Genomic DNA, 15,639 nt, shown 5'->3' on the forward strand with positions numbered 1-15,639 from the left:
TGCGAGGATGTGGTCCGTGCCCCGGCCCTCCGTCCGCGCGCCGTTCGTGGCCCGCGGCCCCGAGCTCGACCAGCTCGCCGCCGCGGTCGAGCGTGCGCGCCGGGGCGAGCCCGGCGTCGTCCTCGTCGGCGCCGACGCCGGCGTGGGCAAGACCCGGCTGCTCACCCGCGCGGCCGAGCTCGCGGCGGACGGCGGAGCCGCCGTCGTGTGGAGCCACTGCGTCGACCTCGGCGAGGTCGGCCTGCCCTACCTGCCGTTCACCGAGGCGCTGACGACGCTGCGCGCGGCGCACGAGGCCGTGGACGCGACGGTCGCGGCCCGCCCCGCCCTGGCCCGCCTGCTCGACGCGACGCTGCCCGCCGCCGGCGAGCAGAGCCAGGGCGAGCGCCTCCAGCTGTTCGAGTCCATCGCGGCGGCGCTCGCCGCGTCCGGCTCGGCGCAGGCACCCCTCGTCCTCGTCGTCGAAGACCTGCACTGGGCGGACCCGTCGAGCCGCGACGTCCTGCGCTTCGTCGTCGCGCGCCTGCGCACCGAGCACGTGGTCGTCGTCGCGAGCTACCGCACCGACGACCTGCACCGCCGGCACCCGCTGCGCCCGGTGCTCGCCGAGCTGCGCCGGCACCCGCGCGTCGAGCACGTGGACCTCCGGCCGTTCACCGCCGCCGAGCTGCGCGACTTCACGACGGCCGTCGCCGGTGGCCGCCTCGGCGACGCCGCGTTCGAGTCCGTCCGCACGCGCTCGGAGGGCAACGCGTACTTCGCCGAGGAGCTCGTCGAAGCCGGGCCGGACGGCGAGCTCCCGTGGTCCCTCGCCGACGTCCTGCGCGCGCGCCTCGAGATGCTCGACCCCCCGGTCCAGCACCTGGTGCGCGCCGCGTCCGTCTCCGGCCGGCAGGTGTCCGAGCCGCTGCTGCGGGCCGTCCTCGCGCAGGACGCGTCGCCCGACGCCGACCCCGGCGCGTTCGACCGGGCGCTGCGCGAGGCGATCGCGCACCACGTCCTCGCGATCGAGAGCGGCGAGCGGCGCGACGTCGTCGTCTTCCGCCACGCCCTCCTCGCCGAGGCGGTCGCGTCCGACCTGCTGCCCGGTGAGCGCGTGACCGTCCACCGCGCGTACCTCACCGCGCTGGACCAGGACCGCACCCTCGGCTCCCCCGCGCTGCGCGCGCACCACGCGCTCGCGGCGCACGACCTGCCGGCGGCCCTCGTGGCGTCGCGCGCCGCCGCCCGCAAGGCCGCGCGCGTGCTGGCGCCCGCGGAGGAGCTCCGCCACCTCGAGCAGGCGCTGTCCCTGTGGCAGGCCGTCCCGGACGCCGCCGACCTGCTCGGCGAGGACCGCGTCGCGGTCTCCCTCGCCGCCGCGGGCGCGGCCAGCCGCGCGGGCGACCCCGACCGCGCCGTCGCGCTGGCCCGCAAGGTCGTCGAGGCGACCGCGGACGACCCGCTGCGCCAGGCCTCGCTGCGCCACGTGCTCTCCCGCTACCTGCTCGGCACCGAGCGCGTCGAGGAGGTGCTCGCGCACACCGAGGCGGCGCTCGCCATCCTGCCGGCCGACCCGCCGTCCCTGGACCGTGCCTGGACGCTCGCGACCAGGGCGCGCGCGGCGCTCAACGCCGACCAGGACGAGCTCGCGACCCAGGTCGCGGCCGAGGCGCTCGACGAGGCCCACCGGGTCGACGCGCCGGACGTCGAGGCGGACGTCCTGACGACCATGGCGGTCCTCGAGGTCGAGGACGACGACCGCGCGGCCGAGCTGCTCGCCCAGGCGCGCGAGCGCGCCGTCGACGCGGGCGACATCCTCACCGAGCTGCGGTGCTGGTACAACATCGCCGCGAACCGCTACTACGCGGGCCGGCTCGACGACGCGCTGCGGATCACGCGCGACGGGCTCGACCGGGCCCGCGCCACGGGGATCGGCTGGAGCGTCTACGGCGTCGAGCTGCGCCTCTTCGTCGACCTCGCCCGCTACGCCCTGGGCGACCTCACGCCGACGCCCGCGTCGGACGAGACCGTGCCGGAGAGCTCGGTGCCCACCCTCTCGTGCGTGCAGCTCTACGCCGCCGTCGCGCGGGGCGACGCGGACGCCGTCGACCGCGGCGCGGCCCTGCGGCGCGACTGGTTCCGCGACGGCAGATCGCGCTCATCTCCGGCGGCTGCTCGATCGACGCGCTCACCTGGGCGGGCCGCCACGAGGAGGCGGTCGACCTCGCCGTCGAGCTCGTGGAGCACCTGGGGCGCACGTGGAGCGACTACTTCCTCGGGCGCATCTGGCTGTCGGCGCTCGCGCTCGCAGCGCTCGCCGACGCCGCGGACGGCCTGCGCGTGCAGGGCGCGAGCGCCGCGCCGGAGGTCGCGGACCTCGTCGAGCGTGGGCACGCCCTGCTCGACGCCGCGCGCACGACCGCCGAGCGCGGCCGCCCCCGGGGAGGCCGGCTCGGCCCGGAGGGTCTCGCGTGGCTCGAGCGCGCGGCCGCCGAGCACTCGCGCCTCACCGGCGAGAACGACCCCGCGCTGTGGGAGCGGACCACCCGCGCGTTCGACTACGGCTACCGGTACGAGACGGCGCGCTCGCGGTTCCGGTGGGCCGAGGCGCTGTGCGCGGCCGGCGACCGCGGCGCCGCGGAGATCGAGGCCGCGCAGGCGCTCGACGACGCGGACGACATGGGTGCCGCACCGCTCGCGGAGGCCGTGCGCGCGCTCGCCCGCCGCGCGCGCCTCGACCTGCCCGGCCTGCGCCGGTCGACGACCGCCGTCCTCACCGAGCGGGAGGAGGAGGTGCTGCTCCTCGTCGCGCAGGGGCTGACCAACCGGCAGATCGGCGAGCGCCTGTACATCTCCGCCAAGACGGTGAGCGTGCACGTGTCCAACGTGCTCGCCAAGCTGGGGGCGTCGGGCCGGACCGAGGCCGTGTCCCTCGCGCACCAGCGCGGTCTGCTGGAGGTCTGATCTGCTGGAGTCTGATCTGCTGAAGGTCTGAGAGGCTCGCACCCCACGGCGTGGCTACGCTGGACGCGTGCCCGACGACGACGCCGCCCGCGCCGTCCGGGCCGAGCGCGGCGTCGCGCACGGGCCCGGCGTCCTCGTCCTGCTCCGTCACGGCCAGAGCACGTACAACGCGCAGGACCGCTTCACGGGACTGCTCGACGTCCCGCTCTCCGCGCAGGGCGTCGACGAGGCCCGCCGCGCCGGCGACCTCCTCGCGCACGCCGTCGCCCGGCACCCCGAGCTCGCCCCGCGGCGCGTGCTGACGTCCCCGCTGCTGCGGGCCTCGGCCACGGCCGAGATCGTGGCCAGGGACCTCCCCGGCCGCCCGCCGGTCGAGGTCGCGTGGCGGCTCGTCGAGCGGCACTACGGCGCGTTCACCGACGTCCCGCGGGCGGTCGTGCGCAGCGAGCACGGGGAGGAGGCGTTCTGGCGCTACCGCCGCTCGTACGAGCACCGCCCGCCGCCGCTCGCGCCGGGCACCCCCGCCCGCGCGGCCGTCGACGCCGTGCTCGCCGGGCTCCCCGACGACGGCCGCGCCCAGCTGCGCCCCGACACGGAGTCCCTCGCCGACGTCGTCGACCGCCTGCGGCCGTTCTGGGACGAGACCCGCGCGGCGCTCGTGCGGGGCGAGACGCTGCTCGTGGTCGGGCACGGCAACTCGCTGCGCGCGCTGTCCGTCCTCGTGGACGACCTCGCGCCCGAGGAGGTGCGGGACCTCGACGTGCCCACCGGGCACCCGCTCGTGCGGCGGTTCCTGCTCGACGGCGCCCGTGCCCGCCGGGAGCACGGCGACCCGGGTGACCCTCAGCTCGTCGCGCTCGTCCGCGGCGGGACCTACCTCGACGCCGACGGGGCCGAGCACGCCATCGCCGACCTGCGCTCGCGCGGCGGCACCTGAGCAGGCCGGACGCCGCGGATTTTCACCCGCCGCCACGCCCGGTCCGCGACACCGGGATGCGGTCCGACGCTCGGGCCTGCAAATAATGGTCCATGACCGAGGCGCAGGCAATCCGCGAGCTCGTCGACGCGGGCCTCGCCACGCCGTCGGCCGACGAGTTCTTCGACCGGTTCGCGCGCCTCGTGCAGCGGCAGCTCGAGGTCCCCGCCGCACTCGTCACGCTGGTCCTCGACGACCAGCAGCTCCTGCCTGGTGCGGTGGGTCTCCCCTCGCCCTACCAGGCGCTGCGCAGCACCCCGCTCACGCACTCGTTCTGCCAGTTCGTCGTCGACGACGACAAGCCGCTCGTCGTGACGGACGCACGCGACGTCTCCCGCCTCGCGGACAACGGCGCCATCGACGACCTCGGCGTCGTCGCGTACGCCGGTTTCCCGATCCGCGACCCGCAGGGCCGGGCCGTGGGGGCGCTCGCCGCCGTCGACGACCGGCCGCGGACGTGGGCCGATGCCGAGCTCGCGACGCTCGAGGACCTCGCCGCGGCGTGCACGGCCGAGCTCGGGCTGCGGCTCGCGCACGACCGGGCCGTCGCGCTGGAGCGCGTCGCCCAGGACGCGACGCGGCGCGCCCGCCTCCTGCTGGGCCTGTCGGAGGCCTTCGCCGCGGCGCAGTCCGTCGAGGGGGTCGCCGAGCAGCTCGCCGCCGTGGTCGGGGCGATCGGCGCCCGGTACGCCGGCCTGTCCCTCCTCGACCCGACCGGTACGCGCCTGACCTACACGACGCTCGACCACCTCGAGCCGGGGGTGCCGCGCACGTTCCGCCGGATCCGGCTCGACGAGGAGCGCGGCGCCGCCGTCGCCGCACGCACCCGGGCGCCGTTGTACTTCCGCGACCACGCCGCCTTCGCCGCGGCCTTCCCGGAGGCGGCGGCCCTCATCGCCGACGACGGCGTCGAGGCCCGGACGTTCCTGCCGGTGCTGTCCGGGGACGCGCTGCTGGGCGTCGTCGCCCTCGCCTGGGAGCGCCGTGACGAGCTCGACGACGACTCCCGCCAGGTGCAGACCGCGATCGCCTCGTACGTGGCGCACGCGCTCGACCGGGTGCGGCTGCTCGAGGAGCGGCATCGCGTCGCGACGACCCTCCAGGCGGCGATGCTCTCCGAGCTGCCCGCCGTGCGCCACGCGGAGCTCGCCGCGACCTACGTCTCCGCCCGCCGCACCGACCAGGTCGGCGGCGACTGGTACGACACCGTGGTGCTCGACGACGACGCGTGCGTCCTCATGATCGGCGACGTCACCGGCCACGACATGGGAGCCGCCGCGCAGATGGGCCAGCTCCGGTCGATGCTGCGCACGTTCGCGTGGTGCCAGGACGAGCCGCCCGCCGTCCTGCTGCGGCTGCTCGACCGCGCCAACCGCGGCCTCACCCTGCACGCGAGCGCGACCGCGCTCGTCGCGCGGCTCGACCGGGCCGGTGAGGGGTTCGACCTCACGTGGGCCAACGCGGGGCACCCCGCCCCGCTCGTCCTGCGCGCCGACGGCATGGTCGAGGCCCTCGACACGGCGGCCGACCTCATGCTCGGCGTCGTGCCGGGCGTGGCGCGCCACGACCATCGTGCGCGCCTGCACCCGGGCGACACGCTGCTGCTGTACACGGACGGACTGGTCGAGCGTCGCGGCACGTCGTTCGCGGAGCGTCTCGACGCGCTGCGGGCCGCGCTCGCGGCCCAGGTCGGCACGGCGACGAACGCGCTCCCGGACGCTTTGGTGCGCGGGCTGATCGGCGGCGGGCAGCGGGACGACGTCGCGGTCCTCGCGCTGCGCGTGCGGCACGCGGTGCCGCGGGCGCCGCGGCCCGGCCGCCCCGCGGTCGCGCACCGCTCGGTCGAGCACACGACGGCCGCGATCGGCCCCGCGCGGCGCTGGGTCGACGACGTGCTCGAGAGCTGCGACGTGTCGCCCGCGGTACGGCGGGTCGCGATGCTCCTGACGAGCGAGCTGCTGAGCAACGCGGTCCAGCACGCACCCGGACCGGTGCACGCCGACGTGGAGGTCGGGCACCGCGCCCTCCGGGTGGGGGTGCGGGACGGGTCCACGGCGCCGCCGCGCCTGCGGTCCCCGGAACCCCACGAGCCGGGCGGCCGGGGCGTGATGTTCCTCGAGCGGTGCGCGAGCAGGTGGGGTGTCGACCTGCACGACGACGCGCCGGAGGCCGGCGGCAAGACCGTCTGGTTCGAGCTCGCCCTCGCCGAACCGGCCCTGGGCACTGTCGGGACCCGGCGGTAGCGTGTGGTCTGGGCCACACCGCGGCCCGGACGTCCCCACCGCTCCCCCGGAGAGGCAGCCGCCATGACCGACGTCGTCCTACCCGTCGACCGTCCCGCGGACGCTCCCGCCGACGCACCGCGGCCCGCGGCCACCCTGCCGGGCCGCGACGAGCTCGACGCGGCGCTCGAGGCTACCGCCGCGAGCTCACCGGCTACTGCTACCGCATGCTCGGCTCGGCGTTCGAGGCCGACGACGCGGTGCAGGAGACGCTCCTGCGCGCGTGGCGGTCCTACGACCGCTTCGAGGGCCGGTCCTCGCTGCGCTCGTGGCTCTACCGGATCGCGACGAACGTCTGCTTCGACGCCCTCGGCAACCGCAAGCGCCGCGAGCGCCGATGGGGCTGGGCGGCCCGCAGCCCGCCGAGGTGGAGAACCTCGGGCAGGTCCTGCCCGAGGAGACGTGGGTCGAGCCGGTCCCCGACGACCGCGTGCTCCCCCACGACGGCGACCCGGCGCAGGTGGCGGTCGGCCGCGAGAGCATCCGTCTCGCGTTCGTCGCGGCCCTGCAGTACCTGCCACCGAAGCAGCGCGCCGTGCTGCTGCTCCGGGAGGTGCTGCGCTGGCAGGCGAGCGAGGTCGCCGAGCTGCTCGAGACGACGGTGGCGTCCGTGAACAGCGCCCTCCAGCGCGCCCGCGCGACGATGGCGGCCCGCGCGCACTGGGACAGCTCCGGGGTCGACGGCGACGCGGGCCGTGACGGCGACGGCGACGGTCCCGCGCCCGGCGCGGGCGGCATCAGCACCCAGGAGCTGGGCGCGGAGGAGAAGCTGCTGCTCGAGCGGTACATGGACGCGTTCGAGCGGTACGACATGGACGCGCTCGTCGCGATCCTGCACGCCGACGCGACGCTCTCGATGCCGCCGTACCCGCTGTGGATGCGCGGCACCGACGACATCGTGCGCTGGATGGTCGGGCCGGGGTGGGAGTGCGAGGCTCGCGCCTGGTCCCGGTCGCGGTGAACGGCACGTTCGGCTTCGGGCAGTACCGGCGCGCCGAGGGCGGCGGGTACGAACCGTGGGCCCTGCAGGTGGTCGAGCACGACGGCGAGCGCGTCGTGGCGATCAACGCGTTCCTCGACACGGCGTCGTGGTTTCCGCTCTTCGGCCTGCCGCCACGCCTCGACGACCGCTCCTCACGCGCGGTGACCGACGGCTAGCTCTCCCTGCGGCGGCGCAGCGCCAACGATGCCGACCCCGTCACGAGCAGGAGGACGGCCAGCGCGGCGGCGGCCTGCACGGACGCGCCCGTCCGTGGGAGGGACCCGGTCCCGCCTCCGCCGCCCGGGGGGACGTCCTCGGTCGGGAAGGCGTTGGTCACGAGCACGTCGACCTGCGCCGCGTCGCCCGTCGGCACGTCGAACGCCGCCGAGGAGGGGGTGCCGTCGGCGGGGTCGGTCGTGACCGTGACGCCGTCGACGACGATCGTCACGCTCTCCGCGTCGCCGGGGTCGGCCTCCGCCAGGGTGCACGTCGCACCCTGGGGCACCTGCTCCCAGACGGCCCTCCAGTCGCCCGTGGCCGTGAGGTCCCGCTCGGCACCGCCCGGGAGCACGACGTCCGTCTCGACGCCGTCGACGTCCTGCGTGCAGGCCAGCGCGACGACGAAGGTGCCGTCGTCGTGCGCGCCGGCACCGGGCCCGTCGAGGTCCTTCGTCACGACGACGCGCCCGACGTCGAACGTGTTCGTCACGACGACCTCGACCGGGTCGAGGACCGTCGCCGCGCCGTCGACGACGACCGGGTCGGGGTCGACCGCCACCGATGTCGCACCGCCCGTCGCCGTCTCCGTGACGGTGCACTCGTCGCCGTCCTGGAGGCCGAACCACACGGCGGGGAACCCGGGGCCGAACCGTCGGTCCGGTCCGCCGGGGACCACCTCCACCGGCGCGCCCAGCGCCGTCGTGCACGCGAGCGAGACCGCGTACGGGAGCTCGTCGAAGGGCACCGACGCGAGGAAGGTCTCCAGCTCCTGGAGGAGCTGTGCGAGCTCGTCCGGGTCGACGGGACCGTCGGGCAGGCCGGGCAGCGGCGGCAGGTCCGGCATCGCCGGCGCGAGCGCCGCCCCGTCGCCGTCGACGACCTTGCGGACGACGAGCGGCGCGGTGAGGAACGTGTTCGTCACCGCGACCGTCACCGTCGTCGGCCGGCCGTCGTCGGCGGGCGGCACCTCGACGTCGACCGTCGTGCCGTCCACGGGCTCCCCGCCGTCCACGGAGATCGTCGTGGAGGACGCGCCGAACGTGTCCGTCTCCGTGACGGTGCACGCCGAGCCCACGGGCAGCCCCTCGTACACGACCGGGTCGCCGGGGACGAGCACGCGGGTCGCCCCGCCCGGGACGGTCAGGGGGACGTCCTCGTACGTGCAGGCGAGCTCGACCTCGAAGGGCCCGGGCCCGTAGAGCGCGCCGAGCCCGGCGAGCTCCTTGTCCACCTGGACGGTGCCCACGTCGAACGTGTTGGTGACGACCACCTGCACGGGCTCGTCGGCGTCCACGACGACCGTCGACGGGACGACGACCGCGCCGGTGGCGCCCGCGTCGTCGAGCTCGGTGACGTCGCACTCCGCGCCGGCGGGCAGGTCCGCGACCTGCGCGTCGAGCGGTCCGGCGCCGCCGAGCACGACCGTGCCGTCGTAGACCGTCTGCGGCCCGGTGCCGTCGTCGTCGTCGAACGTGCACACGACCTGGACGGTGAACGGTCCGGCGCCGTACTGCTCCGCGCCCTCACCGTCCACGACCTTCCGCAGGTCGATCACGCCCACGTCGTAGGTGTTGGTCAGGGTCACCGCGTTGCGCGGCTGCCCGACGAGGTCCCCGGCCAGCGTGAGGTCGGCCGACGTGCCGTCGGTGACGACGGGCTCGCCGGAGGCACCCTGCTGCACCGTGATCGTGGTCGACGACGCGTTGCCCGCCCCGGTCTCCGTGACGGTGCACTCGGCGTTGACCGGGAGGCCGTCGAACTCGACCGACCCGCCGTCCTCGAGCTCGAACGTCATCGGGTCGTCCGGGCCGTAGCCGTCGGCGTACACCGGCTCGCCGAGGAACGTGCACTCGACCGTCCCGTCGAACGGGCCGAACACCACCGGGTCGCCGTCCTGGTCGACCGCGTCGCTGACGACCTCCTTCTCCGCGACGATGCTCGACAGGTCGTACCAGTTGACGGCTCCGATCAGCACCGGCTCGTCCGCGGTCCCGCTGTCGACCGTCACCGTCCCGGGGGTGAGGACGAGTCGTGACTGGCCGTCGCTCCCGTCCTCCGTCACCGTGCACTCCGAGCCCCAGGGGATGTCCTCGACGACCGTGGGGGTGCCCGGTGTCACGGTGATCTCGACCGGTTCCAGCTCGGTCTCGACCCACGACCCGGGGGCCGCCGTGCACTCGACCGTCATCGCGAACGTGTCGGGCGCGTACTGCGCGGCCTCGCCCGCGACGGCCTTGTCCACCTGCAGCGACCCGACGGCGGTGGCGACGCCGACCTTCGTGCCCTCCGCCGACAGCGAGCTGATCCGGTCACCGGCCGGGGTGACGACGACGCCCGACGCCGCGGCCGAGTTGAACGCGATCGACCGGTCACCCGACTCCGGCACCCCGGGCGGCGTGGTCGTGGTGCCCTCGAGCGCGAGCGAGCTCCCCGGACGGAACGGGTTGCCGTCCGCCATCGTGACGACGGCCTTCAACGCGGTGATCTGCGCGTAGGTCTCCGCCGGGGTCCCGGGGGTGAGCCGGGCCCACCCGGTCTCCGGGTCGTCCGGGCAGGCCGGCTCGTCCACCGGGTCGGCGAGGTCGACGGCGCAGTAGTCCTCGACCGTCGTGTAGTAGAAGGTCGTGCTGCTGCCGGCCGGCGCGTCGACGACCCGGGGCGGGGCGCCAGGGTTGAGGACGGGTGTCCACTGCGAGCCGCGGGCCGAGGTGCTGGTCGGGTCGGACGCGGTGTCGCCGGGTGTCGGCAGCCGGTCGTAGATCACCACCTTGTCCATCGGGAGGTTGCCGACGTTGTCGACCCGGATGCGCCAGGTCTCGTCGTGACCCGGCGGGACGACCGGCGTGCACGGGTAGGCGTAGAACTCGGGGGCGTCGGCCGGCTCGACGGGCGCGCAGTCCTCCGGGTCGACGCCGCCCGGCGGCGTCTGGTCCGGGTCGACGACGACGCCCAGCGGGTACGCGTCGTCCGTCGCCTTGACGTACTTCGACTCGGCGAGGACCCCGGACGGGATCGGCGTGACGTCGGCGTCCGCCTCGCACGCCCCCGTGGCCTCGTCGACCCGGCCGGGGACGGGAGCGCCCGTCTCGCCGGACCGCGCCTGGCACACGTCCCACGGGCGGTCACCCGTGATCCCCGCCGTGTTCTCGACGCGCGTGTTCGCGGGCAGGGTGGTGCGGAACTCGACCTGCACGGTGATGGTGTACACCTGACCCACCTCGAGCACCGTCCCCGGCGGGAAGGTGAAGGTCAGGCCGGCGATGTTGCCCGTGCGGTCGACGGTGACGTCGTCCGGGTCGGTCGGCATCTGGGGGCCGTTCGGCTGCCCCGGGGGCGCGGGCTGCGGCGGGTCGAGCTCCGTGGGTTCCGTGAGCGCGTAGCCGAACGGCTCGGCCACGTCCGCGAGCCGCAGCTGCGGCCCGTCGGCGTCCCTGGGCATCGGGTCGTCGAAGACCACCGGGTCGTAGACCGGCCGGTTGCCGACGTTCGTCACCGTGATGTTCATCGGGAACGGGGCGCCGGGCGGCTGGGTGCCGTCCTGGATGTCGGAGTCGAAGTCCTTGACGATCCTCACGCCGTTCTCGGCGTGCTCGTAGACGATCGTCGCCGACGCGTCCGCGTCGGCGGTCACCGGGGCCGGGTTCGCCGGGTCGGACGGGTCGAAGACCAGGTCGGCACCCGTGACCGTGGCCGTCACGTCGTTGGTGGCGACACCGGGGGCGTCCTCTCCCGGGGCAGGGTCGTTCAGCGCGAGGTCGCTCGGGACCGGCGTGCCCGGGTCGGAGCGCAGCGTGTCGCGGACCTGCACCTCGAGGTCCACGGCCTGCAGCGGGTTGGCGGGGTTCTCCCAGATGGCCCCGTCCTCGCGCGTGAACGTGAACCGGAGCCCGACGACCTCGGCGGCGTCGACGCCGTCCGGCAGTGCGAAGGCCTCGCCGGGTTCCCCGTCGGTCCACGTGCAGCCGACGAACGTGTCGCCGACCGCGCCGTAGGTGCCGCCCGTGCACGCGTCGACCTGGACCTGGTCGATCGGCGCGGTGAGCGCCGAGGCGTCGAGGCCCACGAGGTCGTACTGGTTCCAGAAGCTGCCGTCGACGTCGGTCAGCGTCATCTCGACGGCGCGCGACGGGCCGGTCGGCCGACCGGTGATCGTCAGGACCGACGTCGGGTTCTCCTCGGCGTCCGTGCCGGGCTCGACGATCGTCGCCGGGCTGAAGGACTTGCCCTGCTCCATGGTGATGTCGGCGTCCTGGAGCTCCACCTCGGCGGTGTCCCACGCCTGCGGCGTCTGGCCGGTGGTCCCGCCCGGGTCCACGACCTCGGCGCCGGCGCTGTTCGGCACGGGGTTCGGGTCGTGGTCCACCGCGACGCGCTCCCCCGTGTACCGGTCGAGCTCGCGCAGCTTCAGGACCATCTCGAGCACGCCCTCGTTGTCGCCCGACTCGGCGGACGCGATCCTGCCGTCGAACGTCACCTCCACGCCGACGACGTCGGCGAGGTCGCCGGCCGTGAGCGCCTCGGCCTCGGCCTCGGTGTGGTCCGTCGTCGTCCCGTCCACCGCCGTCAGGGTGACGGTGGTCGTCGCGGTCCCGTCCGGCGGGGCCACGTCGACGACGTCGGTCAGCGTGAAGACGTCGAAGGGGCTGGTGCCCGCCGCGACCTCGGGCTCGACGACGAGGTCGTCGTTCGCCGAGGACGGCTCGGCGATCCGCAGCTCGTCCACGCGCGCGACCGAGCTGTTCGACCCGGTGATGGTCACGGTCGTGGACGGGAAGTCCGCGTACGGGGTGCCCTCCGGCGGCACCGACAGCGGACCACCGGTCCACTCCTTGTCGATCCCGACGTTGACCGGCTCGTCGACGACGAGGACGTCGTCGGCGTCCGTGTCCGTGCGGACGACCGGGGCACCACCGCCCGGGGGGTTGAAGGTCGCGGTGCCGCGCGCGGTGTCCGTGACCAGGCCGGGGTCGTCGGGGTTGTTGTAGATCTCGCCCTGGTCCCGGCCGAGCGCGGGCCCGCCGCTGCGGCGGTCGTCGCGGAGCCGGAACGTGAGGTCGAGGTGCCGCCCGTCCGCCTGGGTGGAGCGTGCCACGCCGGAACCGGCGGCGGGCTGCGTCGGGTCCGCCGGGAACTGCTCGCGCGTCGGCGACTCGGTGTACGTGAGGCGCACCGACGTCGCGTCCTCCTGCTCGTCGGGCGTCAGCGTGTACCCGGGGAACGAGGTGGTGCACGGTGCCGCCACGCTGCACGGGTCGCCGGCCGCGTCGACCCACGCCCCGTCGACGAACAGCTCGACGCCCGTGACGGCGTCGTAGACCATCAGCGGGTCGACCGACGGGTCGACGGCCTCGACCCGTACGAGGTCGAACGCGTCGTAGAACGACCCCGCGATCGCCGGGTCGTCGCCTGCGACCGGGTCCGCGACGTCGCCGATCACCATCGGGTCGACGTTCTCGAACCCGTTCGTCGACCACGTGATCTGCGCGGTGATCTCGTCCTGGGTGCGTGCCCGGACGGTGTACGGCGTCCCGGACTGCCCCTCGGGCGCGAGGAAGTCCTTGGCGAGGAAGTCGAGGTCCCCCGGGCCGACGGGGACGGGGAACGGGTCGACCGTGTCGCAGCCCTCGGCGGGCTCGGTGGGGGCCACCGTGTCGCTGGACGCGCTCGACGCGCCGCAGTTCTCGATCGGGTCGTCGGCGTCCTCGGGTCCGGTGTACGCGGCGACGACGTTCGGGGCGACGCTGGTACCGGGCGGGATGCCCGCGCCCGTCGTGTCGTCGTAGACGAGCCGGACCCCCTGGGCGTCGTCCGGCAGGTCGCAGTTCACGGTCGCCGCGCCTCGACGGGGCTGTCGCAGTCGGGCGCCTCGACCCACGCGGTGCCGTCCCAGTAGCTGACGGTCAGCTCGGTGCCGGCCGGGACGTCCGTGGAGCGCACCGACGTCGCGGTGAAGCTGCCCCAGAACGCGCCCGGGTCGCTCGGGTCCGTCGGGTCCTGGACGACGATCTGGTCCGCGTTCGTCGTGGACCCGTCCGCGCCGAAGGGCAGGAGCTGCGTGGGCAGCCCGACGACGACCGTCTGGCCGGGCAGAGCCGGGATCTCCGACGGGGTGATCGACTTGGTCGTCGCGGTCGCAAGCCGGTCGGTGAGCGTCTCGAGCGTCGCGTCCGCGGTTCCCGAGGCGCCGGGGACGGCGGCCGTGATCTCGTTCGGGTGCAGGACGTCGTCCTCGTCCTGGTCGGGGTCGGTGTCCACCTGGAACGGGAGCGACGCATCGCCACCCGTGACGATGCTCCCGGTGAACGTCACGGTGAACCCGACGACGACGCAGCCGCCCGGCGGGTCGGGCAGCGCGTCCGGGGCGGTGGCCGCGGCGGTCGGCGTCGACCCGTCGGAGCACGTCCAGGCGACGCTCGCGGCGTCCGCCCCGGTCGGCCACCGGACGACGCCGGGCGCGTCGGCCGTGCCCCACCCGGTGAAGGTCAGCGGGTCGTCACCCTCGAACGGGCTGTCGGTGCCGGGCGACGGCTCGGTGACGGAGAGCTCGGTGGTCGGGTCCCCGTCGTTGGTCGCGCCGATGGTCACGGTGGAGGGTGCCCCCGCGCTCACCACGTCCGGGTCGAAGGACTTGCTGGGGGTCACCGCGTTGTTCGGCGGCGTGATGACGTACGTGTCGTCCGCGGCCGCCGGGTCCGACGCGTCGTCGCCGTGGACGACCTCGGACTGCGTCGTGTTGGTGATCGTGGTCGTCCCCGTCAGGGCGGTGACGGCGTCGGTCTGCACCGTGCTGAACGGGACGGACGCGGAGGCGCCGATCGGGATGTCGCCGTCGAAGGCGACCGTGAACCCCTCGACGGTGCAGTCGGTGGGCGGGCCCGGCAGCGTGCCGGGCGTGGTGCTCGTGCCGCTCGGTGCCGACCCGTCGGCGCAGGCGAAGGTGACGTCGGCCGACGTCGCTCCGTCCGGCCACACCACCGCCCCCCAACCGGTGAAGGCCAGGTAGGTGAAGGGGTTTGGGTCCGGCGCCGGGTCTCCCGGCTCGGTGACGACCAGCGTGTCGACCGGGTCGTTGGACGTGTTCGTCCCGCCGACCGTCACCGTGGCGGGCGTGCCGGGGCTCGCGATCGCGCCCGGCGGCTCGATGGTCTTCGTCGCCTCGGAGTCGAGGGCCAGCGGGACCTCGGGGACGATCTCGTCCGAGGCGCTGCTCGGGTCCGCGTTGTCCGAGTCCACGGTCGCGGTGTTCGTGATCGGCACGCCGCTCGCGCTGTACGGGATGTCGTCGGCGACCACCGCGGTGACGAGGATCTGCGACTGCTGCCCGTTGTTCACGCTGTCGGCCGTGTAGGTGACCGTGTCGGTGTCCGTGTCGACGTCGAGCTGCGGGTTCACCGTGCCGGCGCCGGGGCTCTGGATCGACGCGCTGACGAGCTCGAGGTGGTCGGGCAACGGGTCCGTCATCGTGGTCGGGACGCACGGGTCCTGGTTCGGGTCGGAGCACGAGACGGTCACGACCCACTGCACGTCCTGTCCCGGCTGGTACGGCCCGGTGCTGATCTCCGTCTTCTGGATCCCCCAGGTCGCCGCCGCCGCCGGCGCGGCCGGGACGAGCGCGAGCGGCAGGGCGAGCAGCGCGGAGCCGAGTGCGGCCCACGCCCGCCGCAGGTTCCGCCCGCGCCGTTCCCGCTGCGTCCGCGCAGCCCTCGTCGTGCCGTTCCCCGTCGCCCGTCGATGCCCCATCGAGGTGCCCTTCGGTCACGTGCCCCTGTCGGCGCACGTCCTCGTGCGCCGGACCGTCCTCACGACAGTGCCACAGGCGCCGGCTCGCGTCGCGGCGAGCGACCGCCGCCCACCGTCACGGCGTGACGATGGCGAAGTCCGGGTCACCGGGGTCCAGCACCGCGCCGAGCCGGGAGAGCACCGACGCGTCGCCCGACACCTCGATCCCGGCGTCTGCCAGCCGCTCCGGCGTCAGGCCGCCGAGCGCGAGGGCGGGCAGCGCGCGGGCGGTCGTCGTCAGGGTCGCGTCGGCGCCCTCGCGCTGCGGCGCCGCCGTGTGGGTCAGCACCCCGTTGCGCAGCCGGAGCCGGTAGCGCTCGCCCGAGTCCGTGAGCACGACGTCGATCGAGAGCGTCTCGTCCCAGGCGCGCGGGCCGTCCACCTGGATGGCGAGCGCGTCGAGCAGCATCGTCGGGGTGAGCTGCCCGACCATGTCGGGCGAGGCCGTCTGGGCC

At 75.1% G+C, this 15,639-nt stretch carries 9 protein-coding genes and 1 pseudogene; 7 read left to right on the plus strand and 3 right to left on the minus strand.

The annotated features are described in order from the left end of the window. Positions 1–16 precede the first annotated feature (16 nt). The 7 genes and pseudogenes from BJF88_RS07880 to BJF88_RS21750 all read left to right on the plus strand — a co-directional run bounded on the left by BJF88_RS07880 (position 17) and on the right by BJF88_RS21750 (position 7,362). Complete coding sequence (locus BJF88_RS07880) at positions 17–2,803, plus strand: AAA family ATPase (protein ID WP_255371872.1); 2,787 nt, start codon at positions 17–19, stop codon at positions 2,801–2,803. Continuing rightward, positions 2,776–2,946 (plus strand): LuxR C-terminal-related transcriptional regulator, encoded by a 171-nt coding sequence (locus tag BJF88_RS21735; RefSeq protein WP_255371873.1) that lies wholly within the window; start codon positions 2,776–2,778, stop codon positions 2,944–2,946. Before BJF88_RS07880 ends, BJF88_RS21735 begins: the two co-directional genes overlap by 28 nt. 67 nt (positions 2,947–3,013) lie before the next feature. Continuing rightward, the gene (locus tag BJF88_RS07885; protein ID WP_075828410.1) at positions 3,014–3,883 is read left to right on the plus strand and encodes a 2,3-bisphosphoglycerate-dependent phosphoglycerate mutase; all 870 of its coding nucleotides are present in this window, start codon (positions 3,014–3,016) and stop codon (positions 3,881–3,883) included. Between the two features lie 92 nt (positions 3,884–3,975). After that, positions 3,976–6,165: a SpoIIE family protein phosphatase gene (locus BJF88_RS07890; RefSeq protein WP_075828411.1), complete on the plus strand. Its 2,190-nt coding sequence runs from the start codon at positions 3,976–3,978 to the stop codon at positions 6,163–6,165. 206 nt (positions 6,166–6,371) lie between these two features. After that, positions 6,372–6,482 (plus strand): annotated as a pseudogene (locus BJF88_RS21740) (sigma factor); the annotation flags it as partial. A 59-nt stretch (positions 6,483–6,541) separates the two neighbouring features. Next, on the plus strand, positions 6,542–7,165 hold the full coding sequence (locus tag BJF88_RS21745) for a sigma factor-like helix-turn-helix DNA-binding protein (protein ID WP_255371874.1): 624 nt from the start codon (positions 6,542–6,544) through the stop codon (positions 7,163–7,165). Then, positions 7,162–7,362, plus strand: coding sequence for a hypothetical protein (locus BJF88_RS21750; protein ID WP_255371875.1), 201 nt, complete (start codon positions 7,162–7,164; stop codon positions 7,360–7,362). Before BJF88_RS21745 ends, BJF88_RS21750 begins: the two co-directional genes overlap by 4 nt. Here BJF88_RS21750 and BJF88_RS07900 read toward each other — a convergent pair. The 3 genes from BJF88_RS07900 to BJF88_RS23285 form a co-directional block, all read right to left on the minus strand. Continuing rightward, positions 7,359–13,232: a DUF5979 domain-containing protein gene (locus tag BJF88_RS07900; protein ID WP_075828412.1), complete on the minus strand. Its 5,874-nt coding sequence runs from the start codon at positions 13,230–13,232 to the stop codon at positions 7,359–7,361. The two genes, BJF88_RS21750 and BJF88_RS07900, sit on opposite strands and share 4 nt — an antisense overlap. Beyond that, the gene (locus BJF88_RS07905) at positions 13,229–15,145 is read right to left on the minus strand and encodes a hypothetical protein (RefSeq protein ID WP_075828413.1); all 1,917 of its coding nucleotides are present in this window, start codon (positions 15,143–15,145) and stop codon (positions 13,229–13,231) included. Before BJF88_RS07905 ends, BJF88_RS07900 begins: the two co-directional genes overlap by 4 nt. A gap of 115 nt (positions 15,146–15,260) precedes the next feature. Then, on the minus strand, positions 15,261–15,617 hold the full coding sequence (locus BJF88_RS23285; protein WP_369824518.1) for an alkyl sulfatase C-terminal domain-containing protein: 357 nt from the start codon (positions 15,615–15,617) through the stop codon (positions 15,261–15,263). Between the last annotated feature and the right edge of the window lie 22 nt (positions 15,618–15,639).

The organism is Cellulosimicrobium sp. CUA-896 (assembly GCF_001942335.1).
In the GTDB taxonomy this organism is placed as follows: domain Bacteria; phylum Actinomycetota; class Actinomycetes; order Actinomycetales; family Cellulomonadaceae; genus Cellulosimicrobium.